At 43.0% G+C, this 26362-nt stretch carries 29 protein-coding genes, 3 tRNA genes and 1 pseudogene; 10 read left to right on the top strand and 23 right to left on the bottom strand.

Annotated features, from left to right (window positions below; genetic code table 11):
* Positions 1–136: 136 nt before the first annotated feature.
* Positions 137–301: a CxxC-x17-CxxC domain-containing protein gene (locus tag VMX18_00305; GenBank protein ID HUT21832.1), complete on the top strand. Its 165-nt coding sequence runs from the start codon at positions 137–139 to the stop codon at positions 299–301.
* Positions 302–367: 66 nt separating this feature from the next.
* Here the strand turns inward: VMX18_00305 and VMX18_00300 are convergent, their stop codons facing one another.
* From VMX18_00300 to VMX18_00275, 6 genes are all read right to left on the bottom strand, one after another.
* On the bottom strand, positions 368–1144 hold the full coding sequence (locus VMX18_00300; GenBank protein ID HUT21831.1) for an RNA methyltransferase: 777 nt from the start codon (positions 1142–1144) through the stop codon (positions 368–370).
* A gap of 70 nt (positions 1145–1214) precedes the next feature.
* Entirely contained in the window at positions 1215–1643 is a 429-nt protein-coding gene (locus VMX18_00295) for a hypothetical protein (protein ID HUT21830.1), read from the bottom strand.
* A gap of 29 nt (positions 1644–1672) precedes the next feature.
* Positions 1673–2536: a DUF2090 domain-containing protein gene (locus tag VMX18_00290; protein ID HUT21829.1), complete on the bottom strand. Its 864-nt coding sequence runs from the start codon at positions 2534–2536 to the stop codon at positions 1673–1675.
* A gap of 42 nt (positions 2537–2578) precedes the next feature.
* Positions 2579–3100 (bottom strand): VTT domain-containing protein, encoded by a 522-nt coding sequence (locus VMX18_00285; protein ID HUT21828.1) that lies wholly within the window; start codon positions 3098–3100, stop codon positions 2579–2581.
* Positions 3101–3220: 120 nt separating this feature from the next.
* The gene (locus VMX18_00280) at positions 3221–4312 is read right to left on the bottom strand and encodes a hypothetical protein (GenBank protein HUT21827.1); all 1092 of its coding nucleotides are present in this window, start codon (positions 4310–4312) and stop codon (positions 3221–3223) included.
* 214 nt (positions 4313–4526) lie between these two features.
* Entirely contained in the window at positions 4527–5480 is a 954-nt protein-coding gene (locus tag VMX18_00275) for a GerMN domain-containing protein (protein ID HUT21826.1), read from the bottom strand.
* 332 nt (positions 5481–5812) lie between these two features.
* Here VMX18_00275 and VMX18_00270 point away from each other — a divergent pair.
* From VMX18_00270 to VMX18_00260, 3 genes are all read left to right on the top strand, one after another.
* A tRNA-Asn gene (locus VMX18_00270) sits at positions 5813–5889 on the top strand.
* A 254-nt stretch (positions 5890–6143) separates the two neighbouring features.
* On the top strand, positions 6144–7469 hold the full coding sequence (locus VMX18_00265; GenBank protein ID HUT21825.1) for a DEAD/DEAH box helicase: 1326 nt from the start codon (positions 6144–6146) through the stop codon (positions 7467–7469).
* Positions 7470–7539: 70 nt separating this feature from the next.
* Positions 7540–8100, top strand: a complete 561-nt coding sequence (locus VMX18_00260; protein ID HUT21824.1) for a CxxC-x17-CxxC domain-containing protein — start codon at positions 7540–7542, stop codon at positions 8098–8100.
* Between the two features lie 108 nt (positions 8101–8208).
* On the opposite strand, the gene VMX18_00255 is transcribed toward VMX18_00260, so the two are convergent.
* Positions 8209–8556 (bottom strand): hypothetical protein, encoded by a 348-nt coding sequence (locus tag VMX18_00255; GenBank protein ID HUT21823.1) that lies wholly within the window; start codon positions 8554–8556, stop codon positions 8209–8211.
* Positions 8557–8714: 158 nt separating this feature from the next.
* Between VMX18_00255 and VMX18_00250 the strand changes: the two genes are divergently transcribed.
* Positions 8715–9299, top strand: a complete 585-nt coding sequence (locus tag VMX18_00250; GenBank protein HUT21822.1) for a hypothetical protein — start codon at positions 8715–8717, stop codon at positions 9297–9299.
* Positions 9300–9683: 384 nt separating this feature from the next.
* Here the strand turns inward: VMX18_00250 and VMX18_00245 are convergent, their stop codons facing one another.
* Both VMX18_00245 and dnaG read right to left on the bottom strand, forming a co-directional pair.
* Positions 9684–10967 (bottom strand): sigma-70 family RNA polymerase sigma factor, encoded by a 1284-nt coding sequence (locus VMX18_00245; protein ID HUT21821.1) that lies wholly within the window; start codon positions 10965–10967, stop codon positions 9684–9686.
* Between the two features lie 37 nt (positions 10968–11004).
* On the bottom strand, positions 11005–12771 hold the full coding sequence (dnaG, locus tag VMX18_00240) for a DNA primase (protein ID HUT21820.1): 1767 nt from the start codon (positions 12769–12771) through the stop codon (positions 11005–11007).
* Between the two features lie 128 nt (positions 12772–12899).
* Between dnaG and VMX18_00235 the strand changes: the two genes are divergently transcribed.
* Complete coding sequence (locus VMX18_00235) at positions 12900–13379, top strand: hypothetical protein (protein ID HUT21819.1); 480 nt, start codon at positions 12900–12902, stop codon at positions 13377–13379.
* Between the two features lie 25 nt (positions 13380–13404).
* Here VMX18_00235 and VMX18_00230 read toward each other — a convergent pair whose 3' ends face one another.
* Positions 13405–13635, bottom strand: a complete 231-nt coding sequence (locus VMX18_00230) for a hypothetical protein (GenBank protein ID HUT21818.1) — start codon at positions 13633–13635, stop codon at positions 13405–13407.
* 45 nt (positions 13636–13680) lie between these two features.
* Between VMX18_00230 and VMX18_00225 the strand changes: the two genes are divergently transcribed.
* Positions 13681–14895, top strand: a complete 1215-nt coding sequence (locus tag VMX18_00225; protein ID HUT21817.1) for a hypothetical protein — start codon at positions 13681–13683, stop codon at positions 14893–14895.
* A 53-nt stretch (positions 14896–14948) separates the two neighbouring features.
* Positions 14949–15560 carry a CDP-alcohol phosphatidyltransferase family protein gene (locus tag VMX18_00220; protein ID HUT21816.1) on the top strand — a complete coding sequence of 204 codons (612 nt, stop codon included), beginning with the start codon at positions 14949–14951 and terminating at the stop codon, positions 15558–15560.
* Between the two features lie 171 nt (positions 15561–15731).
* Here VMX18_00220 and VMX18_00215 read toward each other — a convergent pair.
* The 12 genes and pseudogenes from VMX18_00215 to VMX18_00160 form a co-directional block, all read right to left on the bottom strand.
* Positions 15732–15808, bottom strand: a tRNA-Val gene (locus tag VMX18_00215).
* 52 nt (positions 15809–15860) lie between these two features.
* A complete protein-coding gene (locus VMX18_00210; GenBank protein ID HUT21815.1) occupies positions 15861–16274 on the bottom strand; it encodes a hypothetical protein in 414 nt (137 codons plus the stop codon).
* Between the two features lie 23 nt (positions 16275–16297).
* The gene (locus tag VMX18_00205) at positions 16298–17245 is read right to left on the bottom strand and encodes an ornithine carbamoyltransferase (GenBank protein HUT21814.1); all 948 of its coding nucleotides are present in this window, start codon (positions 17243–17245) and stop codon (positions 16298–16300) included.
* A gap of 195 nt (positions 17246–17440) precedes the next feature.
* The gene (locus VMX18_00200) at positions 17441–17707 is read right to left on the bottom strand and encodes a GIY-YIG nuclease family protein (GenBank protein ID HUT21813.1); all 267 of its coding nucleotides are present in this window, start codon (positions 17705–17707) and stop codon (positions 17441–17443) included.
* Positions 17708–17895: 188 nt separating this feature from the next.
* Positions 17896–18600: a hypothetical protein gene (locus VMX18_00195; GenBank protein HUT21812.1), complete on the bottom strand. Its 705-nt coding sequence runs from the start codon at positions 18598–18600 to the stop codon at positions 17896–17898.
* Positions 18601–18610: 10 nt separating this feature from the next.
* A complete protein-coding gene (locus VMX18_00190; GenBank protein ID HUT21811.1) occupies positions 18611–18922 on the bottom strand; it encodes a hypothetical protein in 312 nt (103 codons plus the stop codon).
* A 391-nt stretch (positions 18923–19313) separates the two neighbouring features.
* Complete coding sequence (typA, locus tag VMX18_00185; protein ID HUT21810.1) at positions 19314–21143, bottom strand: translational GTPase TypA; 1830 nt, start codon at positions 21141–21143, stop codon at positions 19314–19316.
* A 111-nt stretch (positions 21144–21254) separates the two neighbouring features.
* Positions 21255–22877, bottom strand: a complete 1623-nt coding sequence (locus VMX18_00180) for a RecQ family ATP-dependent DNA helicase (protein HUT21809.1) — start codon at positions 22875–22877, stop codon at positions 21255–21257.
* Positions 22878–22887: 10 nt separating this feature from the next.
* Positions 22888–23681, bottom strand: a pseudogene (locus VMX18_00175) (Bro-N domain-containing protein).
* Positions 23682–23744: 63 nt separating this feature from the next.
* The gene (locus VMX18_00170; GenBank protein HUT21808.1) at positions 23745–23993 is read right to left on the bottom strand and encodes a GIY-YIG nuclease family protein; all 249 of its coding nucleotides are present in this window, start codon (positions 23991–23993) and stop codon (positions 23745–23747) included.
* Positions 23994–24003: 10 nt separating this feature from the next.
* A complete protein-coding gene (locus VMX18_00165) occupies positions 24004–24318 on the bottom strand; it encodes a hypothetical protein (GenBank protein ID HUT21807.1) in 315 nt (104 codons plus the stop codon).
* 11 nt (positions 24319–24329) lie between these two features.
* Positions 24330–24815 carry a hydrolase gene (locus tag VMX18_00160; protein HUT21806.1) on the bottom strand — a complete coding sequence of 162 codons (486 nt, stop codon included), beginning with the start codon at positions 24813–24815 and terminating at the stop codon, positions 24330–24332.
* A 267-nt stretch (positions 24816–25082) separates the two neighbouring features.
* On the opposite strand from VMX18_00160, the gene VMX18_00155 reads away from it, so the two are divergent.
* A tRNA-Ser gene (locus tag VMX18_00155) sits at positions 25083–25170 on the top strand.
* 132 nt (positions 25171–25302) lie between these two features.
* The gene (locus VMX18_00150; GenBank protein HUT21805.1) at positions 25303–25506 is read left to right on the top strand and encodes a hypothetical protein; all 204 of its coding nucleotides are present in this window, start codon (positions 25303–25305) and stop codon (positions 25504–25506) included.
* A gap of 78 nt (positions 25507–25584) precedes the next feature.
* Here the strand turns inward: VMX18_00150 and VMX18_00145 are convergent, their stop codons facing one another.
* Positions 25585–26328 (bottom strand): thioredoxin domain-containing protein, encoded by a 744-nt coding sequence (locus VMX18_00145; GenBank protein ID HUT21804.1) that lies wholly within the window; start codon positions 26326–26328, stop codon positions 25585–25587.
* Positions 26329–26362 lie beyond the last annotated feature (34 nt).

Raw genomic sequence — 26362 nt, 5'->3', positions numbered from 1 at the left:
ATCAAGGCGCATATTGACAAATTATTAAAAACATGATAAAATGGCCTCATAATAATTAAAAGTTTTGTTAAAACTTACAATTTTATTAGCCTTCATAAGAGCGATTAAATCGTAAAGTTTCAAAACAACAAATCACATGGAAGACCGACAAAATTTCGGCGCCCAAAGACCGATGGTTCAAGGCAACTGGACTTGTTCCGGCTGCGGTAAAGAAATCACGGAATTGCCGTTTAAACCGGATGGCGACAGACCTATTTTCTGCAAAGATTGTCACCAACAAAGAAAAACGAATAGATTTTAATCTTATAAAAAACGCCCCGAACAAAGGGGCTTTTTTATTTTAAAAAATTTCAACTTTTACCGTTTGTCACCCTTTATATAATTTGGAAAAAATAATCGAAGCCGCGCAGGCCACGTTCAGAGATTCCACCTGTCCGTTTGTTTTTATATTGATCAAGCCGTCGGATAATTTCAAAATCTTATCATCCACTCCCCTGGCTTCGCTGCCGAAAACCAAACAAAACGCCTTGCCCTTTTTTATCTTGGCCGCGTCTTCCCCCGATTTAATCGCCGTTGAATAAATACTCATTTTCTTTTTCAATTGTTTTATTTTCTTCAAATTCTCGTCATAAGCGATGTTCACTTTAAAAATGGCGTCTTTTGAGGCATTAACGGTTTTATAATTAAAAGCGTCGGCGCATAATTCATCCAATATTAAGTTGCCAAAATCAAAAGCCGCGGCCGACCTGATTATCGTTCCCAGATTACCCGGATCATTTATGCCGTTCAGATAAACAACCGGCTTGTTTTCCTTGATTTGAAATTCCGGTATGACATAAATCACGGCCACGCCGGACGGCGTGGTTAATTCACTGAAAGATTTATTGACTTTGTCGCCGATAAAACACAAATTTTCATCACCTGCTTTTTGAATGACGAACTCAATTTCTTTTTTATGTCGATCAAAAAAATTTTCCGTGCAAAAAACGCTTTCCGGAAAAATTCCATTTTTCGCCGCGTCATGAATAATTTTGATGTTTTCAACAAAAAAACGACCGAACTTCTCTCTGTGTTTTTTGTAAGTCAATTTTCTCAAAAATCTGATCCGCTCGTTATCTTTGCTTTCGATAGGAGATTGCTTCATATATCCAAACGCCTTTTGCCGCAAAACGAAATTCGCGGCAAAAGGCGCCATCAACCTAGAAATTCAAAATTTATTGAATCGAAAAATCCTTATAAACCGTTATATCCGGGTATCCATCGACCGCGATTTCCACCTGATAATTACCGGCCGGCCAGCCATTGGTCGGTTTGGAAAGAGAATACGCGAGATCGGAATTGATTTCCTCCGATTCCAAAATGTAGGAACCGATGGTCGTAACTCCTTGTTCTGGATCGAAATAGTACCAAGTGCCCGTGGCTTTGGTGCCGCTCGGAACGTTGGCCAAGATGGCGGTGGCGTAAATTACGTCCGTGTCCGCGTAAAAGCTGGCCAAATCGCGTGTGCATAAAAGGCCTTCTCTATCGGCGGCCACGCACATTTTGGCTTCCAAGACTTCCCCTGTCGAATACACGGCGCCGCATCCCGCCAAAACAGCCATTGTCATCATCGCCAAAGCAACGGTGAAAATTTTCTTTTTCATAATTTTCTAAAATTAATTATTATTTAATATTATGAATTCCACAACTTCACGAATTTTGAAAAATCGGCCGCGATCAGTTCCTCAGCTCGCTTTTTCGATACCCGTTTTTTATGGTATTCGAGCAAAGGTTTGAGAAAAATAGTCCGGCCGACGGCGAAACCTATTATTTTGGAAAATATTTTGGCGTCCATAATCCATTTCATCACGTTCTTTTCATTTTCTCCTCTGCCCAAAACGATAATTTTGGAATATTCGGGCACAACCTTGAAAATCTTTCGCCAATTCGACTTATCAAAGCCTTCCATTTTCCAAACATCCACTTTTACGGCCTTTTTTATTTCTCCGATCGCGTCGACCGTCTTTTTTATGCGATAATTTTTATCAAACGCCGCGAGTGAACCGGCAATTGCCAAATCATTTTTCGTCGGCGGCACCAGCAATTCCAATAATAATCTATAATTTTTCTTTTCGCAAAACTCTCCGAGTCGCTTCAACTTTTTCAACTGCCTCTTGTTGATTTCTTTATTCGAAGGATTGTATCTGACCAAAACTTTTACAAAATCAGGCTGGAATTTTGCGATATGGGCGCCGAATGAATTGCCATATTCGAAAGCCAGCTCCTTGCCTCCGCTTTTTTCAACGGTATAGCAAATTTTTATCTTTCTTTTTTTGGCATCTTTCAGGATAGCTGCTCCATATTTTTCATCAACCAAAATCGCCAAGTCATTTTTTCGGGGATATTTTTTTTGAACAATCAAAAAAGCCGCGTAAATGATTTCTTTAAAAAGCTTTAAAGTGGCCTTTTGGACGGCAACATTGGTTTTGACGCCTATCGAATCCCTGATCAATGATGACCGGTGATCAAAAGGCATTATCAATAATTGCTCTCTCATAAATTATGTTTGAATTATAGCAAACTCTATCTCTTTTTTAAATCAATAAACGTGATAACCGAAGCTGGCCGCGACCGAAACCAACGTGGCAAACGTCAAGTCCCCAAAAAATACCGGGATAATGAATTTTTTATACGGAAAACGGCTGAAAGATAGCGAGATGGTCACGATGTCATTGGGCAATGGAGTAAAACCGATATATAGAAAAACCAATATTTGGATAAGCCATTCCGGCTGCTTTTTCAACCATGCAAAAAATTTGCTCAGTCTTTTTTCGGTTTTTTTCGAAATGACTTCACTGCCCTTTTTGCCGAAGTAATAAAACACGCTATCGCTTATCGCCAGTCCCAGCCCGGCAAAAAGTCCCAAAAGCCAAGGGTTCACCCCGCCAAGCGCCAGGGTAACCAGAGTGGCGATAAAAGAAGTGGCGGTGAAGGTGGTTAAACCTCCGAAGACGGAAATCAAAAAGCCGAAAATATAAGAGTTTTGCACGCCGATCAAATCGATAATTTTAACCGGATCGACAAAGTAAATAAAAACGCTCCAAGCGATTAGCAAGGTCATGATAATTAAAAATTTTAAATATTTCCTTTTCATGCGCATTCAAATTATATTGTCATTATAACAAATATTTAATAAAAAATCCCGGGCAGGGCCGGCATTTTTTACAATATACAAGATCTTTTAAACCTGATCATTGTCCTTATTTTTTGATTTGGGTTTTCTAACCAGCTGTCTGGCGATGATCGCGGACATCAAAATCAAAGGAATCAAAGCCAATTTCAATAAATTGTCGCGTTTGGTCAGACTGGCCAAATAGCCTTTGCCCGCTTTGTCAAAATTACTAGCGTCACCGGAATTTTCAGCTTCCGTATTTTCAACGTTTTTATCGTTATTTTTTTGATTGGCGAAAAAATCGCTCACGCTGTCAAAAACTTGATCCGAACTGGCCAAATCCGAGTCATCCGCCAAAGCATCTTTCACTTTTTTTGTTTCTTTGTCGTCCGACTTGGAATCATCTTTTTTTTCAACCACCGCCACTTTCACTTCTTCTTTCCATTTTTTAGAATCGAGTGGAAAAGAGTCTTCTTTGTCACTATAGCCGTCTCCGTCCGTATCGTATTCTTTCGGATCGGTACCGCTATCATCTTCATCCCAATTATACAAACCGTCATTATCAATATCCGTATCCAAGGTATCTATAATGCCGTCGCCGTCCGTATCGGGACCGTTGAAAACTTGCGGATTTGTCGGATTGGGATCATCCCCGTCGTTTTCGGTGTCTCCGTCCGTGTCCGGATTCGTCGGGTCCGTTCCCTGCTCTTCTTCCTCCAAATCGGGCAGACCATCGGCATCGCTGTCAACGTCAACGTAAATCACGTCCGTCACCTGACTGAAAAAAGTACCGTCAATCGCTTCATTGAGTCCTTCTTCATTTATAAAATAAGCATCTCTAATTTCCGCTTTGAATCTATGCTCCCCGCGAACGGCCGTCCAGCTCGTGGTCAAAACCTTGCTGGACTCTCCGGCGCCGAGCGAAAACGCGATTTGCGAACTGATTAGCTGATCATTGTCCAAAAACACCAAATCGCCATTGAATCTTCTATCTCCGTCATTTATTACCACGGAAGAAATTTTCAAAATATCCCCTTCCAGCGGCGCGGTTTCCGAAACCCAGATATTACTAGAAACAAAATCGTAATTTTCGGCCACTACGCCATGCGCCGATCCAAAAACAAATAAAGCGGCGATCAATAGTATTGCTGTTTTTTTCATATTTTTTATTAATTCAATGAATTCATTATAGCAATGAATGACATTTTTTTAAAAATGTTATTCACAATGGCGCGACCGCGGGCGATCCCGACCGCGTGTAGAGACGCGCCGCGGCGCGTCTCTACATCGGCGGCGAATACGCCGCCGACCGCGCCATAAAAAAAACCGCCTTGAAAAAAAATTCAAACAGCGGTTTTCAAAACATTTTTATTTATTACGGCTGCAAAATGTCCTCGGTTCTGCCATTGATGGAAATAACCACGCTTTGCACGCTGGAAAATTGTTTAAGCGTTTCTGTTATTTGTGAAGTAATAGCCCCAACGCGGCAGGATCCGCCGGTTTGCGCTTCCAATTTTTCATCAAAATCAACGAAAGCCGTGCCGTTTTGAATGGTGATGGAGTTCAACTTCACTCCTCGGGTGATGCTGGTATTGTAACCGTCCGCTTTTTCAGCTTCAGTCGGGCCCTTGAGCAATTCTTCAATGGCCGCTTTGGCCACTGTCGGCGTCTTTTCTATTTCGCGATTAATGGAAAAAACATTGACGCACGATATCTCGGGATCCAATATACTGTTGTTGAAAAAAACCTTGACGTTGGTTTTTTCCTCTTCGGATTCGACTTGTTCGAATCTTACCGGCACGATTATCGCCTTATCGTTTTCCGGCAACCCCGAAGGATTGTCGCGCCTTAAAACCAACATGCCACCGTCAGCCTTCCCGGGATCGAATTCCAAACTGCCCGTGAACGGCACCAAATCCTTGGTCATCCATCTGTCCTGCGTGGACACTATACCGCTGGCCAAAAGCTTGCCGTCGCCATCCAGCAATTCCACTGGAAAACTGGCTTCAAAAAACCAACTGCCGGTCGCCTTGCCCGAAATCTCCAGAGGACTGGTAATCACTTGATTTATTGTGGGAGAAAACACTTGAATCTCATTGGATGCCGGCTCGACCGGAAACTTTTCCAAAATCCCGCAATCGTAAGACGGCTTGTCGGCCGTCGGATTGCCGTGTTTGACCCATTGATCGTTTTCGCAAATCCAAGCGTCTTCCCGGCCTCTCAACAGTAAAAATACAACAGCGGATAAAAGCAGTAAGATCAAAATCAGCAAAATGATTAATGGGGATTTGTTTTCTTTTTTCTTGGTTTTATTGTTTTTCATTTGCATAAAATTTGATTATGGTTATTCTGCGAATATTATATAATATCGCGATTTTTTTTACAATCCGACCAAATTTAAACGGGCATATATATTGACAAATCGCTTTTTCCTTGATATTATATTTTTGTCACAATTATCCGCCAAGCTTCAAGTCGGATAATCGGACAAAATTGAATTTATTCCGCCGGGCTCAGTCATGGATAGGGTTTTATCGGAAACAAATTCTATTTAAAATCATTCCGCGGTACCCTTAGACTCCCCTCGCAAGCTCGGCTCGCTCAGGGCGGGGCTCGGTCATGGAGCGGGTTACATCGGAAACAAATTCTATTTAACATCATTCCGCGGTAGCTCAGTTGGTTAGAGCAACTGACTGTTAATCAGTGGGTCGCCGGTTCGAGTCCGGCCCGCGGAGCCACGAAAAAACACCGAAACGAAATTCGGTGTTTTTTCGTTGTTTTAATCCGGACGGACGAGAAGTTTATCCTCCGAAGCCCCGAGCATAGTCGAGGGGGTGAAGGAGGAAGTCCGGCCCCTGCCTATCGGCAGGCGGGCGCGGAGCCAAAAAAAGTCACCGAATTAAATTTCGGTGACTTTTTTTGAGTTTAAGCCGCGCGGTCCTTGAAAAAATGTTGTTTTTCGTTTAGAATTGAACGTATACGGCGCGAAATTATGATAAACAAATTATCCAAACAAGCCAAGCAAATCATTAAAGGAATTGAAGAAACCAATGAGCATTTTTTTATTACCGGCAAAGCCGGGACGGGAAAATCGACATTACTCGAGCACATCAGACTGCATTCGAAAAAAAGAATCATTGTGCTGGCGCCGACCGGCATTTCCGCCATCAACGTAAACGGCGAAACAATTCATTCCTTTTTCACCCTAAAGCCCGGATTCGAGCTTGATGAAGCCAGGAAAATGAATATTAGCGATAAAATGAAACAAAAACTCAATCGAATTAAAACCATCGCGATCGATGAAATTTCCATGGTGAGAGCCGATTTGCTGGACGCGGTTGACACCGTGCTTCGGCGGGCGAGAAAAAACAATGAACCGTTTGGCGGAGCGCAAATGATTTTCTTCGGCGATTTATATCAACTGCCACCGGTGGTGACCGGCGCGGATAAAGACAAATTTTATTCCGAATATGACGCTCCATACTTTTTTAACGCCGATGTTTTTACCGCCGGAGGCCAGGGAAATTTATTCATTGTAAAATTTAAACTGAAAATTATTGAATTAAAAAAAATATATCGCCAAAAGGATAATAAATTCATAGAAATTTTAAACGCGGTCAGAGAGGACAATGTCACCGATAATCATCTAAACATATTAAACAGCCGCTTTTCACCGGGCTTTATTCCGAACAAAAAAGACAAATACATTTATCTGGTGACCACCAACGCCATGGCCGATTCCATTAATTTCGCCCAATTAAGAAAATTAAACCAAAAAGAAGCGATCTTTAAAGCGAAGAAAACCGGCGCCATAGCCCCAAATTTATATCCGAACAGCGAAACGGTGACTCTGCGCGTCGGCGCGCAAGTGATGTTTATTTGCAATGATTCGCAGCGGCGGTGGGTCAATGGCACGATCGGAGAAGTGATTGGAATCGATAATATCATCGATGAAGAAACCGGAGAAGAAAAAATCGTGGTTATTGTTGAAAAAACCGATGGAAAAATCGTTGAAGTTGACCAGCACACCTGGGAAATATCGCGTTATGTCTATGACCACGGTGAATTCAAGAGAGATATTATGGGATCCTACACCCAAATCCCGATCAAGCTGGCCTGGGCGATTACGATTCATAAAAGTCAGGGCAAAACATTTGAAAAAGTGATTATTGATTTGGGCAGCGGCACATTTGTCCACGGCCAGACCTATGTCGCCTTGAGCCGATGCACCACGTTAAACGGAATTGTTTTGAAAAAGAAATTTTTTCGATCTAGCATAATTATGGATCAAAGAGTAAAGAGTTTTGGAGATAATTGAATAATCGTTGCTTTTTATTAAAAACAAGCATATACTTGAATAAGTGAGAAATTAATATTTAATTAAAAATATGGGAAATTATCAACAAAATAGTAGATTTGATCGCAAGAGAGACAGAAAAGACTTTGGGGGGCGGGATTCTTCGCGTCAGGGAATGCACAGAGCAATTTGCAGCGAATGCGGCAAAAATTGCGAAGTGCCGTTTAAACCGATGGGAGGCAAGCCGATTTTTTGTTCCGACTGCTTCAGCGGCAGAGAACCCGGTGATCAAAAAGGATTCAAATCGCGCGATAAACAAATGCACAAGGCTGTTTGCGCCACTTGCAATAAAGTCTGCGAAGTGCCCTTTAAGCCCACCGGAGAAAAAGCGGTTTATTGCAGCGATTGTTTCAGTAAAGGCAAAAAAAGCGACGGCGGCGGCGACCAGACTCAAAAGCAACTTGAGACAATAAATGCCAAACTCGACGAGATTCTAAAAGCGATAAAGCCGGCGGCTGTTGCGACTCCTTGCAAAAACAAAAAGGTTGTCAAAAAAGAAAAGGCTGTTGAAAAGAAAGAAGTTGTTAAAAAAGAGAAAGCTAAAAAACCGGTTAAGATCAAAGAAAAGAAAACAACCAAAAAGAAGAAATAATTCATTGCAAAACAGAGGTTAACGCCTCTGTTTTTGTTTTGAATTATTGAAGCTTATATTATAAAAACACCGAAAAATTCGGTGTTTTTTATATGTTCGAAAGTGGATTTAAAACTTAAACACATCAGCCAAACCTCCGATGATCGGCAAAGGCTCTTTCTTGCCGTTCACGGCGTTGACTATGCCGATAATCAACAAAACCAAAACGCCCAAGCTCAAAAGAGAATTGATCATCCACCAGACGAAAAACGGCATTATCCAATTAATAACATTCAGGGCAACCGCGAGCAAAAACAGAACCAAGCCTTGTTTCGTGTGATATTTCACAAAGTCATCCTTTTTGGCATCACCGGTTAAAAGCGGAACGAAAAATAAAATGTAAGCCACCACGGCCATGGCCGTGTTTTGTTTTTTCGACGACTGGCCGCCCGATGACGGCATGGGATTTTGCGCCATAAATTTTTATTTTTAATTTTATTAATTGATCGCTCTTTATATTGTACACCTCAAATCAATTTTTTGGTATTTTTATATCCCCCGCCAAATGACGGCTTCCTTTGATTTATTGACGAATAAATGATTCAATATAAACATATAATATTAACCTCGCTTTTATGAAAATCGTCTCCCAAGACTCAAACGCAATGGTCATCAAAGACCAAAACGTCGCCGGCTATTTCGGCGGATTATTATTGACGCTCATCGGTTTTATCATTTTCATCAACTCGGACTTTGGCTACACCTCGCTGATCGCGCTCGCCTTCATCATCGTCGGCGTCTTGCTCGTCATTTTCATTAAAACCACCACCATTCAAATCAGCAAAGGCGAACAAAAGATAATGCTTTTTCACAAATCAATGCTTAAAAAAACCGACCGGATATTAAGCTTTGCGGACGTAAAGGCCGTCACTCTTCAGCCCATGTCCAGAATCGTCAACGGCCAGCGCCAAAATTATTATGATCTTTATCTGACGACAAATTCAAATGAACAAATAAAACTCAACCCGGGACAAATGAAAAAAGGCTTTCAGACCGGCGGGAAAAGCCGACAGCTGGCCAGCCAAATGGCGGAATTTATGGGAAAACCTTTAAATGAATCTGCCCTGCCGAACATGGGAGAAATCTTTTCCACCATTAAAGGAGCGATCGCGGAAAACAAAGCACAGAAAGAAAATGATAACAATCAGCCTCAAAAATAAAATCCGACATTATTGAAATTTTAAAAGGGCGAGATGCGCGCATCTCGCCCCTCCCTCCTCCTTTCATCAAGCCGTCCGGCGCTTGCTCCCGTTGAAAAAATCTCTCCAAAACGAGAGCGCGGCGTCAAGCCAAGCCTGATCTTGACTTTCCAAATTTCGCAAAGGAGATTTTCGAGCATGACTCAATCTCCCCAAAAAAACCCTCAATGTTTCGTCCGGAATCTGACCAATGTTGCCTTCCCTGGCCAATCTCTCGAAAGAGTAATGGCACTCCATCAAATCTTCGTTTATCATGGCATCTCTCCTTTTTTGCGATTTGTTTGATTATATTATAACACAAAATCCGTCCCTTATGGAACGGATTTTATTATTTCTTGCAGTTGATTAATAATCCCTTAATTTCTCTATTCCTTTCATGTTCTGAATTTTCTCCAAAGATTTCGCTTCGATCTGCCTGATTCTTTCTCTGGTGACGTCGAATTCCTGTCCGACTTCTTCCAAAGTATGCGCCACTCCGTCAACAAGTCCGAATCTCATTTCCAAAATCTTTTGTTCTCTCGGAGACAAGTCCTTGATCGTTTCCCTGACATAATCCTTCAACAGGCGCAGAGCGGCCGCGTGATCGGGCGTGACGTTTTTCACGTCCTCAATGAAATCTTCAAGAGTGCTGTCTTCGTCGTCATCGCCGACCGAAGTTTCGAGCGAAATCGTTTCTTGCGATATTTTCATGATATATCTGATTTTGTTCACGTCCTCGCTCATTTCTGCGGCGATTTCTTCGGGCAGCGGCTCGCGGCCCAAATCCTGAATCAAACGTCGCTCGACTTGCTGGAATTTATTGATCGTTTCGACCATGTGCACGGGAATTCTGATCGTTCTCGACTGATCGGCCAAAGCTCTGGTGATCGCCTGCCTGACCCACCAAGTCGCGTAAGTTGAAAATTTATACCCCTTGCGATACTCGAATTTTTCAACCGCGCGAAAAAGCCCGATGTTGCCCTCCTGAATCAAATCAAGCAAAGACAAACTTTTGCCCACGAATTTTTTGGCGATGGAAACGACCAATCTTAAATTGGCTTCGATCAGACGCTTTTCCGCTTCCCTCTCGTTTCTTTCTTTTCTTTTGGCCAAGGCTAATTCTTCTTCAGCCGTCAGCAAATCGATCTTCCCGATTTCTCTCAAATACATTTGAATCGAATCAGCGGTCAATTCCGGAATGTCGTATTTTTGCGCGGGCGATCCTATGCCGACTCCGGCAGCGCTGGAAATGATTTTTTCCCTTTCAGCGGGAGAAGCCAGCACGCCGCCTTTCAATTCGACGATTTGAACGCCGCTCGACTCCAATTCTTCCTCAAAATCCAAATAAGCTTCCAGATAACTTTCCATTTCCGGAAAAAGTTTAAGCACTTCTTTTTCCGTGATAAAACCTCTTTTTCTTCCCTTTTGAACCAATTCATCTATTTCATCTTTACTCGGCGGGGTGGCTTTTTTGGGTCTTCCCCGCATGACGACCCGGGTGTTTTTTTGGGGTCTTTTTTTCTCCCCTTTGGCTTTTTTAACATGATGAGCGGCGCGTCTGGCGGCCGCTTTCTTTTTTGTCGGACGGCTCTGTTTCTTTTGAGCGGGCCGACCTCTTTTAATTGTGGCCTTTTTTGCTGTCCTTGGCATAAATTATCAAAGGCAAATGATTGATTATTTTTATCGCTTAGTCCAATTGTGATCTTTGCCGGATGAAAGATTGAAGTTGTTTAAAAAGTTGATTAATGCCGTCGTCGTCTTTTTCGCTTTCCGCTTTTTTTATTTCCGAGGATATTTCATTTATTCGATATTGAAAAAAATCTTTTTTTATTTTCTTCACCAAGCAAATCACTTCCGTTTGAATATCTTCCAGAGAGAAACCGTCAAATTCTCTTTTAATAAGCAAAAACAGGCTATCAAAAAAGCCTTGGTTAAAAATCTCATTATCCTGAATCTTTAGCCATTGATCAAAATTATTTCGATCCGTTTTCTTGTCTTTATTATATAACAAAATCAAATTATTGTAAAATCTTCGCCATTTCTCATCGAAAATCATGCCGGCTTCCAAATTTTCCGCCAAATATTCGATATTATCAAGATTGGACACGACCAGTCCGAAAAGAGTCTGATAAACATCTATTCTCAATTTTTGCGCGACAAAACCGGCATGCTCGGTTCTGGTCAAAGTTTTGGCGCCGGGCATGGATTCCCAAAGCAGCGCCACGTCAACGCCCAAAAGATCGGACAATTTTCTCAACCAAAAATCCTGTTCGAGTTTTGAGGTCATCTTCGCCACCTGAGTAAGCAGTTCTTTGGCCGCCGCCTTTTTTTGATTGATATCGTTCAAATCATATTTTCCGTCAATCGCTTCCATAAAATATTCCATGTACGGTTTGGCTTCGGCGATGGATTGATGCCACAAGGCGAGATCTTTTTGAATGCACTCATCGGGATCCTTGCCGAAAAGCACCCGAACAATTTTTATATTCATGTCCTCGGCCAAAGCGATGTCAACGGATCTGGCGGCCGCTCTTTGCCCGGCTTCGTCTTGATCAAAGCAAAAAGCCACATTATTGGTGTATCGCTTGACCATTTTCAAATGCCCGGGAGTCAAAGCCGTGCCCGAAGTGGCCACCACGTTTTTCACTCCGGCTTGATGCGAAGAAATGACATCCATGTAACCTTCAACGAAAATCGCCTGGTCTACTTGCTTGATCTCCTGCTTGGCCTTGTCCATGCCGTAAACAACCGAACTTTTATCGTAAATCGGCGTTTGCGGACTGTTCAAATATTTGGCGCCTCCCTCGGCCTCCATGATTCTGCCCCCAAGACCGATAATGGCTCCGTGAACATCGGCGATCGGGAAAATCACCCTGTTTCGGAAACGGTCATACCAGCCGCTGCCTTGATTTTTTCTGGTGATCAAGCCGGCCAAACCTATTTCGCTTTCGGTGTAATTTTTTGATTTCAAAAAATTAAGCAATTTGTCCCAGCTGTCCGGCGCGAAACCGATTTTAAAATCCATTATCGTCTCGGCGGACAAGCCTCGTTTTTCCAAATATTTCCTGGCCGGCTCGGCGGACTTGGAAATTTCCAAGGATTTCATGAAATACGCCGTTGCCCAGCGATGAATATCCAGCAATCTGGTCTTTTGGCTGTGAACGCGAGGATCCGTATTTCTCAATTCCACACCCGCTTTTTTCGCCAACAGCCGCAAGGTCTCGGGGAAATCCAAATTTTCCATTTCCTGAACAAAAGTAAAAATGTCTCCGCCCTTGCCGCAACCGAAACAGTGAAAAATCTGTTTTTCTTGAGAAACCAAAAAACTGGGCGTTTTTTCATTATGAAACGGACAACGCGCTTTCCAATTGGAACCGGCTTGCGTGAGCTGAACATATTCGCCAACCAGCGAGATAATGTCTATTTTTTGTTTTATTTCATCAACGTCTGACATAGCATAATCTTAACAAAATGGCTGAGAAATACAATGCGGTCGGCCGATTCAAAGTTATCCCAAGTTTTTATTTATCAAACTTGAAAAAAATGGTAAAATATAAACGGATTTATTCTTAATGAAATCATATGAGTTTTGAAACCCCCACTCCCCAACCGTTACGCCCCAAAGGCCCGCAAGATGTTCAAGTTATGAGACCATTAGGATATGTTGATAAGCCAACTGTCCCGCGCAATTTTGTTGAAAAAAATTCGCTTGGCGCTAAAGTCGGTGATTTTATCAGACTGAGTCACTTGGAAAAAACACCCGAATGGGAAATTTCAAGCATTGATCCTGATACCGGAGACGCCAAAGTCAGGAGAGTCGGAGAAAACAGCACCGAACAAAAAACCGTTAACATTGAAGATCCCGAGCTGTATAAGGCGAAACTTTTCAAGGAGCCAATCAAGGAAAAGCCTCAAGACGCCCCGAACATCGCCACCACGGACAGAGAAGTTAGAATATTTGACAACCCTTTGCAAGCAATGAAAACACAAGTCAATGAGCCGATTAATCCGGCGCCAAAAAAATCATGGTTTAAACGTCTCTGGTCTCGAAAAAATAAATAATAATTTTAAAAGACGACTGAGTCGCTCAATCGCCTTGGGGCACTTGCCAGTACCTTTTGGCAGTGTCGATGTCTAAAACGTCTCTGGCCATGGCTAGACATGTGCACAGAGGGTTGCCGGACATGGCTTGGCATGTCCGATCGTCATTGAGGTATTTGCAATTGACTTTGCCGGCCAGTCGAGCTCCAAACTCTCTGTGCATCGTAGAACAACGAGCATCTTGCGGCAGTTTCATGATTTCCCCTTCCATCTCCATGAATATAAACAATACAAAAATAAAAATTCGTTGTCAAATAAAAAGATGAAAATAAAAAACATTTACATCGGCAGCTGGTTTCCCAAAATCAGAATTCATCTTGATGAATTCAAGGCTTTTTTGGATTCCGCGGCCGTCCATCCGGCGCTTGATTCTAAAATGGCCGCGGCTTTAAAAAAGAAGCTGAATCCGGAAAAGGTCAATCTATACCTTTCCAAGCAAGACATGGCCGTGGTTTGCGCCCACTCCGATAAAGGCTATGAATATTTGTATCAAGAAGACGGATTATTGTTTTTAAAAAGGGAAATAAAAGATTTCAAAAAAGACAAAAAACAAATAGTCGATTTTTATCAAAACACGCTGTCTCCCTGCCTGGCTTTTCTTTTCAGCCGAGGAGCGGGCGGTTTGGAAATCATCAGAACGCCCAAATTGCCCAAAAGATTGTTTCTCTGCACGGAAAAAGAAACCAAGGCTTCGATTTTGAAATTTCTCAAATCGGAAAACGAAAAATTGGATAAAAACTACGACTTCGGCACCTTTGAAATATACTACTCGGACAACCTGGTTATCTTAAACGCATTGGGTAAAATATCGGAGCATATCATCGATGAACTGTCGCAAGAATTGATTTTCTTGTCCGAGCTCAACCGCCACTTGTACTGGCTCGTTCAAAATCACCGCTTGATCTGGGATGACACGGAAAAAATATTGAGCTCTCGTTTCATAAAAAATGTTGATATTCCATTGTATATAGACAAGCTGACCGAATATTCGAAAAACGTTTCCAATATCAATGCCAGAATCGACCAAATCATGGTGGTGTTAAAAACCAGAAATCAAACAGTGGAAAACATCACGCGCGGGAAATGGCAAAACTACTTTGCCAACAAACTGAAAAAATCCAATCAAGAAGCGGCTTACATTAAAAATCTTTTCGACATGACCTCGGGTTTCATAAAAAGCAACACCAGTTATCTGAATTCTTTATATCGACAAAATCAACGCGAAGCCATGAATAAACTGCAAATGTTGTTTCTCGTCAGCGTCGTGGTTTCTTTTATTTCCTTGGGCACCATCATGGGCGCCGGCTTTGAGGTGTTTCAAGACGGTAAATTGCTCCTGCAAGGAGAGCTGTCATCTTATAGCGTGCCCGTGCTCATCGCCTTCGGTTTATTGACCATAATATTGTCCGGCGTGATTTACTTTTTGTGGAATTACACCTACAAAAATCTCTCCAAAAAATTCAAAAAGCAAGTTTGACTTTTGAAACTCATCTCATTATAATTCAATAACCGAACAAATACACACGGAGGATGCGAATGATAGCGAAATCCGAAGATGTATTTTACGCCGAGAGTTCCGGTATCGACAATGCGATCCGGAGAAATCGGGTCTGCGCCAAGATCCATCCCATCATCATCACCCTCGTTCAACTGCCCCTGCTCATGGTGGCAGTTTGGCTTTACTTTAGGAGCCAGGTATTGATGTCATGCCTGCTGATCGGCGCGGTCATCTGGCCACTCGATCTTTTGGACGGAAAATTCGCCAGAATCTTCAACAAACAAACTCAAGCTGGCGCGTTCCTTGACCCGCTGGTCGACAAGATCCGCTTTCTTGTGCCGCTGACCTTGTTTTTCAGCAAGACCGTCTGGCTGCCGCTGATCATTGCCTTTTGGCTGATCGAATCCGGACTGGTCGTTTGCCGAGTGTTCAAATTGCTCTCGGCAAAAAAACTAAAAAAGCGCGCGAAAATCAGCGCGTTTCCCGTAGGTAAAGTCAAATCCTGGGGCGAAATGATAGGCCTGCTCTTGATCTACCTTTTCGCCATGACCGATCTGACGATCTGGCTGATCTTGGCCTACATCGTCCTGATTCCTTCACTGGCGCTGGCCTGCGCAAGTCTATTTCGACACATCAAAGAATGACAGCTTCACAAGCCGTCATTTTAAAATTATAAAAACCGCCGGTAATGGCAGCTTTATGGAGATTACATAAATAATATAAAATGCCCTTCGATTCGTCGCCGCGCTCCTCACTCAGGGCAATTTTCGCTCCACGGAGAGAAAATTGGTGGGCCACGTCGTTCGCGAACGACGTGGTGGGCGTATCTGGATTCGAACCAGAGACCTCTACCGTGTGAAGGTAGCGCTCTAACCAGCTGAGCCATACGCCCTTATTTCAGATTAAAGCTTATCAAATTCCAAGCATTATTTCAACCCTGAATTTTAGGGCGTAATAAATCTTTTGACCGTATCAACTATCTGCCCAGCCTCATTGCACGGAAAAGAAAATGGCTTGCCTTGCTTAAATTCCAAGGTCACGAACTCCGTGGTTTTCCAAACAGTCAAAGGATAAACCGAACCTTTTTTAATGCTCGTTAATTTCGACACATCAACTCTTCGAATCAACGGAAAAAATCCGACTTTTAACTTTTGCTGATCGAATTCCACTTTGTATCCCAATATCGTTCCCAAAATTATCAAGCCGATCGGCGCGAAAACAACAATGAATATCCATTTTAGCGGCGCCCAAATCAGCTCTTCAGCCGGAATCCAAATCCAGCTGACCATCCAGGCCAGCCAGAACAGCGAAGGGATCATCAATGATTTGATTCTAATCGGATAATGGAATTGGAACATAAATTTGCAAGTATTGAAATAAATTAAACTTCCCTGTCCAAAAGCCACATTAAAATGCCTTTTTGAGCGTGAAGCCTATTTTCCGCTTGATCAAAGACAACGCTGTTTGGATGATCCATGGCGTCGCGAGAAATTTCATAACCGATGTGGCAAGGCATGCAGTGCATTATTTTGGCTTGAGGACAGTATTTATTTATTAAATCGGCGTTGATTTGATAAGGAGAAAACGTGGCTTTTCTTCTTTCATATTCCGCTTGCATTTGCGGTTTGACTTGGCCGTTGTCAAAAAACTCCATATTCATCCAAGTGTCGGTGTGGACAAAATCCGCGTCTTTTAACCCCTCGGCCAAATCCAGCGTCCGCTCGACCAGGCTCGTTTCCGCGGCTTGGCGCTTTAACTCCTCATCAACGCTGTCAATATCAGCTTCCGGCGCTATAATGGTGAATTTGACGCCTAATTTCACGCAAACCAGCATCAAAGTATTCATGACGTTATTTTCAACTCCCAGCCAAACCACTTTTTTTATGTTTTCAAGTCCCCCGCTCTTTTCAATCATCGTGAGCATGTCAGTGATCGCCTGAGCCGGATGATATTTCTCGCTGCAAGCGTCAATGACCGGAATTTTATTGAAAGAAGCCGCGGTCATAACGTCAGCCGCCTTTTGCGCGCGAAACATCAAGGTCGCGCCAAATCGCATCACCGCCTGAATCTCATCTCGAAAATCGCACAAAGAAAACTGCGTGGTGCGCGAGTCAAGAAAAATCGCGTGACCGCCCAGCTCGGTCATGGCAGATTCAAAGGACAAACGGGTGCGGGTGGAAGTTTTCTGAAAAAGCATGATCAAAGTCTTGTCTTCCAGATAGCGCGTCAATTCGCCGTTGTTCTTTTTTTGTTTCAGTTTTTGAGCCAGATCGATCATTTTCAAAATGTCTTCTTTCGAATTTTCTTTGAGTGAGATTAAATGTTTCATAAGTATTTGTTTGGTTTAATTTCAAACTGTGTTTTCTGGATTCCCGCTTTCGCGGGAATGACGATAAAGGGTCGGCATAATAATTAGTTTTCTCAGACTCGTCCGGGCTTTCCATTCCATGCAGGCTCATTTAGGCCTGTCATTCCCGCACAGACTAACCTGACCTGTCATTCCCGCGAAAGCGGGAATCCAGGCCTAAATTAATTCATTCGATAAGTCCCTCCAATCAGGATTTTCTTTTTCAATTAATGCTAACTTCCATTTTCTTCTCCACTTTTTAATGCATTTCTCCCTCCAAATAGCTTCATCAATGCACTCATGTTCTTCAAAATAAACCAATGTGTGGACTTGATACCTTTTCGTAAATGATTCATTAACATCGTTCTTATGCTCATCGAGTCTTCTGGCAAGATCATTGGTAACTCCTGTGTAAAGGGTTCCATTTCTTTTATTGGCCAACATGTAAACATAATAGGAGCGCATAAACAATACTGATGCCGACGATACTCTTGTGGATTCCCGCTTTCGCGGGAATGACGATAAAGGGTCGGCATAATAATTAGTTTTCTCAGACTCATCCGGGCTTTCCATTCCATGCAGACTCATTGTGGCCTGTCATTCCAACAAAAGCTAAAATCCAGCAACTGATTTTATAAATTTTTCAATAATTCCTCAAACGAGTCAGCCGCTTTTTTATAAGTTTGATCGCTTTCATCAAAGCTGTCTTTGGTAAACTGCCAAAACCAACAAAGCTCGGGTGCGACCTGAAAACCGTAAAACTCTAAAACTTTTTCCTGCGTTTTAACCGCGTTTTCCACGTTCCAATTATGCCCCAGCGCGATTATACCCGCCACCTTGTTTTTTAATAAATTTTCTTCGCCCAAGGTCGTGTGCCTGTTTTCCAGCCAATCGAGCCGTTCAATTAATTTTTGGTAAAACGAATTCAGCTGTCCCCAGCGGATTGAACCGAAGAAAACGACTGCGTCGCATTCCAAAAGTGGCTTTGACACTTTCCACAATTCATCATCAGGATTATTGATGCTGGCCCAGCAGCGATGGTGGCCGCTCGGATTTTTCTCCACGTCTTTGAGCGCCGCTTCTTTCAGGCCGCAAGTATTGCCCCGCTCAGTGGAGACATTGCCTTCGCAGGGATAAATTTTTAGTTTGGGAACGTCAACAATTTCGACTTTGTCTTTTCCTATTTTTTCCGCCATCTTTTCCCCCAATCTGAAACTTTTCGGCTTTTCTCCCCCTTTTTCTCCGAACCAGCGATTGGAAGTGGTCAAAAACAAAATTTTATTTTTAGTTTTGAGAAAATCAACGGATTTTTGAAATTGTTTTTTCAACTTTTTCATAACCTTCTATTTACTCTTTTCCATCCAGCCCTTTAACAAAGGCTTCCGCTTGCTTATAAACCCGTTCGATATCGCCATCCTTTTCCGCTTCCGCGAGCTCTTTAGCTTTGTCAAAAACATTCTTGGCCTCTGCCTCACCGCCCTTTATAAAAATTATTTGATCATGGACCCCTCTTTCAAGATTCATTTCCAAATCCGAGAAATAAAGCACGAAGCTTTTATATTGATCATCGAAAAAAACCTCCATCTTTATACCGTTTACGACTTTGTCCTGATGGAACATTTGTTCCGGCGATTGTTGCAAAATTCCTTCATTTTCCATAGATTTTTTACATGAAATTAATTATTTTATATAAATGGTCATCTCAATTCTTGGAATTATCATACCAAAAACCGCGATTTTTGTCTAAAACAAAACCGCCCGAATTGGGCGTATAAATAACTTTATCAAAATACAAATCCTAATATCGACGATTTGATCATGAATAGCACTGGGGGTCTGGGGGAAAATGCTGAGCCATGGCGAGATCTTTGCCATTTAATCGACGCTTTGCGAATCATTTTCCCCCAGCGCTTTTTTGCCCACTTTTTGGCGTCAAAAAGTGGGTCGACGAAGCGCCAAATGCGCGAGACGAAACCCTCCTGTTTTGTCTAAAACAAAACGCCCCGGATGAGGCGTTATATATGCGTTATTTTGCTCCATGTTCCATGCTTCATGATTCATGATCGGATTTCTCCGCGAACCTGGCTCTCTTGGCCGATAATTCATCCAAATAAACTTTTCTGATTCTAACATTTTTAGGCGTAATTTCCACCAATTCATCATCGCCGATGTATTCTATGGCCGCTTCCACATTCATTTCTTTCGGGACATTGAAATGCTCAGTGGCGCCGTCGCCCTTTGATCTCATATTGGTCAGCTGTTTTGTTTTACAAACATTTACTCTAATATCGTCGCCGCGGGTATTTTGCCCAACCACCTGCCCCATGTAAATCTGCACGCCCGGGCCGAAAAACAACACTCCTCGCGATTGGATATTAACCAAACCGTAAAGATTGGTCGTGCCCGTTTCATGAGCCACGAGCGAACCCTGTTCCCGCTCCGCCCAATTGCCCGGATCGGGTAAATAATCATGAAACGCGGAATTGAGAATACCCAGCCCTCGCGTATCGGTTAAAAACTCGGATCTATAACCGAAAAGGCTTCTGGTGGGAATAATGTATTCAAGATGCGCGATGCCGTCGATTATTTTCATTTCTTGCAATTCCCCTTTTCTGCTGTTTAATTTTTGAACCACCAAACCATAATGAGTTTCAGGAACTTCAATAAACAAATGATCGTAAGGAGTCAAAGTTTTGCCGTTTTCTTTTTTATTAATCACTTGCGGCCGAGAAACCTGAAATTCAAAGCCTTCTCTGCGCATTCTTTCGATTAAAATGGATAAATGAAGCTCGCCGCGGCCGGAAACGATCCATTTGCCGTCAGCGGTGTCTTCGACTCGCAAAGCCATGTCATTTTCCAATTCTTTGTAAAGCCTTTCTCTGACCTGCCTTGAAGTGGTGAATTGACCTTCTTGACCGGCAAACGGCGAATCATTAACCATGAAAGTCATTTTAACCGTGGGTTGATCAATGTTCAAAAGCGGCAATGCTTTCGGATTTTCCGCGTCCGCCAAAGTTTCACCGATGGTGATTTCCGGGATGCCGGCAATGGCCACGATGTCGCCCGCAGGCACTTGATCCGCTTCCACGCGAGCTAAACCATCGTAGGTCATCAAAGACACCAGTCTGTGCTTTTTCATCTGTCCCAGTCTATTTATATGCATGATTTCTTGTCCGGTTTTGGCAATGCCGTTATGCACTCTGCCGATGGCGATTCTGCCTTTGAAATTGTCGCCCATAATATTGGAAACCAAAATCTGCAAAGGCTCGCCGGCGTCGCCGGTAGGCGCGGGAATATTTTTTAAAATGGATTCGAATACGGGAGTAATGTCTGTCATTTTATCAAGCTCGGGTTCCAATCCGGCCACGCCTTTTTTGGCGGCCGCGTAAACGATGGGGAAATTCAAAGCCTGATCATCGGCTCCCAGCTCAATGAACAAATCAATGGTCTTGTCCAAAACAAAACTCGGGCGCGCGTTCGGCTTGTCGATTTTATTGATGACCACGATAATTTTATGTCCCATGGCCAAAGCTTTTTTCAAAACGAATCTGGTCTGCGGCATGGGGCCTTCCTGCGCGTCAATCAAAAGCAAACAGCCGTCGGCCATATTCAAAACGCGTTCGACTTCCCCGCCGAAATCCGCGTGTCCGGGCGTGTCGATAATGTTGATTTTAACGCCGTCCCAAACCACGGAAGCGTTTTTGGAAAAAATGGTGATGCCACGCTCTTTTTCCAAATCATTGCTGTCCATGATCAAATCGGACGAAGCGACGTCTTTGTTCAATTTTACCTTGGTTTGACGAAGCAAAGCGTCCACGAGAGTGGTTTTCCCGTGGTCAACGTGAGCGATAATCGCCACATTTCTGATGTTATTGTTCATATTTGAAAATAAAAAATTCGCAATAATTAGCGAATAAATATTCGATTTATTAATTTTAGGACTTTATTAAACTTTTGTCAACTAAAACAACACAACCAGCCATCGCCCATCTTAATGCAACTCAATCCTTTTAATCTTGGCCAGCACCAATTTTATCTTTTCATAACCGATTTCCTCGGGCAAATGCCGCTTGATCGCGGACAAAAACCGATAATCATCAGCCGCGGCCATGGCGGATAATATCAAATTTTCTTCATCTCTCGTGATCATGTTGTCCAAATCAATTTCGCCGCCGGCCAAATACCACTTTATAAGGTGGCCGAAAATAGTGCTCTCGCCGAGTGACCGCGCTTTGGCGATTTGCTCCATTGAATAATTTTGCTTATACAAATTTATCGTTTGAGCCACGGTCTCGCTCAATTCAACCAAATTACCGTCATTCCCGACTTGATCGGGAATCTCTTTTTCGTCTGGCAGCCGGCTGTTTTTCTCCCACTCAAGGCAAACGTCGCAGCCTTGGCAATCGTGATTCAATTGCCGCGCGGCCGGATCATTGAAATATTCAAGAATCATTTTTCTTCTGCATGTGTCAGCGGTGGCGTATTCAACCATTTTTTCCAATTTATCTTTTTTAAGATTAATCAATTGATTCGTTTCTTCCCAGCTTTTTCCTTGACTGAGCATTCCATGCCTGTCCAAAAAAATAAAATGGTTGTGAACCGTCACATCCTTTTTGCTGTGCAAAAGCACGCAATAGGCCGGTTCGCCGTCCCGCCCCGCTCTGCCGGCCTCCTGATAGTAGCCTTCCATGTTTCTGGGCATGCCCGAGTGAATGACAAATCGAATATCGGCCTTATCCACTCCCATGCCGAAAGCGATCGTGGCCACGATCACTTTGTGTTTATTTTCCATGAATTCATCTTGAATTTTTTCCCGCCGACCTCCTACCATGCCCGCGTGATAAGCGGCCGCGCCAATGCCGTGGCGGTTGAGATGATCGGCGATGGCTTCGGTCTCTTTTCTGGTCAATGCGTACACAATGCCCGAGCCTTCGATTGATTTCACCAATCTTAAAACTTCATCCACTCTTTGCTTGGGCTTAATGTCTTTCTGGACAAAAAATTTCAGATTCGGGCGATCAAATCCGCTGGTAAAAACTACGGGCGAGACCATGCCCAGCCTATCCATGATATCTTGCTTAACTTCGGGCGTGGCCGTGGCGGTAAAGGCGGCGACTGTCGGACGCGATTTGAAACTTCGAATATACTCTTTTATTTGCAAATAATCGGGCCTAAAATCGTGCCCCCACTGGGAAACACAGTGCGCCTCATCCACAGCCAAAAGACTGACGGTCAAATCGGAAAAAAACTTATTGGCTCGCAGAGCGTCCAGTCTTTCCGGCGCCACGTATAAAATTTTTATCTCTCCCGCCAAAATTTTTTCCATTCGCGACTGTATTTCCGCCACGGAAATCGAACTGTTGATAAAAGTGGCGGCCACGCCTCGAGCGTTTAAGCCGTCCACTTGATCTTTCATCAACGCGATCAGGGGCGAAATGATAATGGTCAGTTTATCCTGCAAAATGGCTGGCAATTGATAGCACAACGACTTGCCGCCGCCGGTGGGCATCAAGGCCACCGTGTCTTTGCCGTCCAAAATCGCTTCGATGATTTCTTTTTGCCCCGGACGGAATTGATTAAGCTTAAAATATTTTTCCAGCTGTTGTTCAAGCATAGTTGATTTTTTACTCGCCCGATAATAATTTTTTATTTTCAGGTTTCTTTAAATAATTATTTTTTGTTGCAATCGGCCTTTTTATTTTTTTCTCCAATTCTTTTCTCGCGTTTCCCGCTATTTGCCCGCCGGCATTGGCATCGTCTTTTAATTTTTTTATTCCTTTAGAATCTTTTGCGCGATGAATTTCCGTTGTCGATCTTTCTCCGAGCATTGTAAAAATCAGCTCAAAATCATCCATATGATCTCGCAAATTTTCCCTTTCCAATCCTTTAAGTTTCTTATATTCGTTTGGTGTCATGCCAAAGGTCGCCTGGGAAATTTCAGCAGTCAGAATTTCATAATCTTTTTGCTCCCGCGCGCCGCGTTCCCGCCACTCATCGGTAAGCTCTTCCCGAATCGCGATGCCGCGCATTCTCTTTTCAATCCAATCGTCGGAATAGCCTTTAAGTTTGTAAAGCCTTCTCGTCCGTTTGGTGGCCAGCTCCGGATTTTCGATTTCTGCCACTCTTTCATAACCAACTTTAGCGAGCCAGCGTTTAATGGCTCGGCTTTGGGGGACGGGATTGACTGAATTATGCGAAAAATGCCTTCCGTATTGGCGCAGTCTGTTTCGTACTTTTTACCGTCAGCGGATTCCAATTTCAGTTGTCTACAAATTGTAGACAACTCAATCCCATCATCGCTTTTCACTCTTGTTTTCATTGCATTCCAATAAACACGGGGTTTTACACTATCCGTAAGCGCTTCAACCACATCTATAACCGAAAACCACCACTCGTTTTGATAAAGCGTTTTGCGGATTTTTCAGCCTTTAAATAAAGCTATTTTTGTTGCGGCCATTTCATTGACCATATTCATTTTATTTTAACAAATTGTTTTAACCATAGCCAACTTCTCTTTCCTCGACAATCTCTTCACCCGCGCTTCTTCTTTGGAGGCGGCGGAGCGGTCGCGGAATTTTTTTGAATATACAAGATTAACCGGCCTCCGGCCGCGAGTGTATTTGGCGCCGAGCTTGCTTTCGTTGTGCTCTATTACTCTCTTTTCCAAATCAATGGCAATGCCCGTGTATAAAGTTTTATCCGAACATTGAAGAATATAAAGGTTGTACATAAATCATCAATTACAGCACAGCGCTAACCACAAAACCGATGACTATGCCGCCCACGGCTCCTATCGCGATTATTGGCGCGTAAACTCTGGTAATAATAGCCGTGGGAACGCTTAAACCAATGCCCAATAAGAATCCGGACAAGGCCGCATGCATGCCCAAATCAATATTTGGAATCAAAAAACCCAACATAAATCGTTCAATAAATGCGGAGCTCATCGCCTCATTTCTTTTTCGATTGCTTTCATATTTGAGCGGGATCATGATCAGTACATCGATTATCCCAAAAGCCAAACCGCAGATTACTCCTAAAAGTATTTTACTCATAAAAAAATTTATTAATCTATTTGCGCGAAAAGCACCACGTAATTTTTCCCATACGCTTTGGCGCAGGCCGGGCAAGTGGTATATGAAAAATAAAGCTTTTTCAATTCTTTATTTTCAGACTTAACATATTCTTTCATCTCCATCGCCCATTTACCAGCATTCTGATAAGGTCCTTCAAAAACCTTTGTCAAAAACGTGCCGGAAAGCTTAGCCATCTGCGCTTCGGGGACTTCTTTGGCCACATCAATGTAAATATCAGCGCCCCAAAGCGATTTTTCATCGGTGAGCATCAGCTGGTACGAAGATTTTGCTCCGGCTTTTTCAATCAAAGCCATATTTTTAATTATTTTCTTTCCCATATTCAGCGGAATATGAAAAAAACTGGTCACATGGTCTTTAACAAAAATTTTATTTTCCCAGACGATCTCTTTATTGTCCCACGGCTCGGGGTTAAACGGATCGCAACAGCCGGTTGGTTTGATTGTTTGGTCGGCCATAATTTTAATTTTATTATTTTTAAACTTTATCGACAATTCATTTTCAAATTATCTAATGGTCAAAACTTCCTTCACTCGCTTTTCGCCATGCCTTATCGGCACAATATCATTTTTACAAGCATTGAGCAATCGCCGTAATTTAAAGAAACCCGAATAAAAAAGGTTTTCGGGCTAGCCTGGCCAAAACAATTGATTTTTCGAAGAAGATTTGATAGTCTATAAAAGTAATCGAAGCGAGTAACGAATGAATTCACAAAATTCAAATACGGAGAGGTGCGCCGAATGGTAAGGCACACGCTTGGAAAGCGTGCGTCCCGCAAGGGACTTGCAGGTTCGAGTCCTGTCCTCTCCGCCACAGCCTTTTTCGCTTATTTTTAAGCGTTTTTTTATCTAAAATTTCCCAAAAGCCAACTCTTTACAAATTCCAAATATCGTGCTAAATTAACTTTTCGAGGCAAAACAACAACCCGCGGAAAGGAACAATGCCATGACGAGGATCTGCGAAGTCACTTGCACGGATTGCTTGGGAACCGGGAAAAAAATCGAACCCTGCCCGACCTGCGGCGGCAATGGCAACAACAAGACGTCCGTGCTTTTCGTCTGCACGAACTGCCGCGGCGAGCGCACGGTCGAAACGGACGCCCCCTGCCCCAAGTGCGAAGGCACGGGCAAAACTCGCGAATTCGCCTAAGGTTCAGCTATCATCACGGCTGACCTTTTTTAATTTTAAAAAGACCGCTTCTCGCGGTCTTTTTATGTTTCGTTGTAATTATTCACCCAAATAAGTTTCGATAATAGTTTGAAATCCCGGCGCCAAATTTCCATCTTGATCCGTAAAATCCTCTAACGGCCTGGCTCCGCTGACCAAATCTCCGTTCACGAAAGTCGCCGGCGTGCCGGATACTCCGGCTTGTTGCGCCAAGGAAGCCTGCTCTGCGATCCTGGCCGCCATTTCGCCGCCATCCAAGCATTGATTGAATTTTGTCGTGTTCAAACCCAACTCTTTGGCCGCGGCCTTGAAATTATCCAAACCAAGTGTTCCGGCCTCATTCATGTCAAAAAGCTTGTCATGCATTTCCCAAAACTTGCCTTGAACTCCCGCGCATTCAGCCGCTTCAGCCGCTTTTTGAGCCTCGGGATGAAACGACAGCGGAAAATTTCTGAACGAGATGGCAATTTGATTGCCGTAAAAATCTTCAATTTGTTCCATGGTTTGCGAATGCATTAAACAATAAGGACATTCAAAATCCGAATATTCGATTAAAACGACTTTGGCGTTCGGATCGCCTTTGACATAGTCATCGGCCGTCAATGGAGGAATCGCGGCATATTGCTCGACCGGATTAATGTCGCTGACAACATCCTGTTCGTCTTGCGCTTGAACCTTCTCCGCCAAATTAACGTTTTCACCCTGACTGAAGACGAAAATCAACAAGCCCAAAAAACACAATAAACTGACGCAAGCCAAGCCCACGAAAAATCCCATCCAAAAATTCGATTTATTTTTTTCCATAGTATAGAAATTATTATTTATGAATATATATTAT

The sequence above is a fragment of the Candidatus Bipolaricaulota bacterium genome, assembly GCA_035528115.1.
In the GTDB taxonomy this organism is placed as follows: domain Bacteria; phylum Patescibacteriota; class Patescibacteriia; order UBA11705; family DATKZF01; genus DATKZF01.
This window is presented reverse-complemented; position numbering and strand designations above follow the sequence as displayed.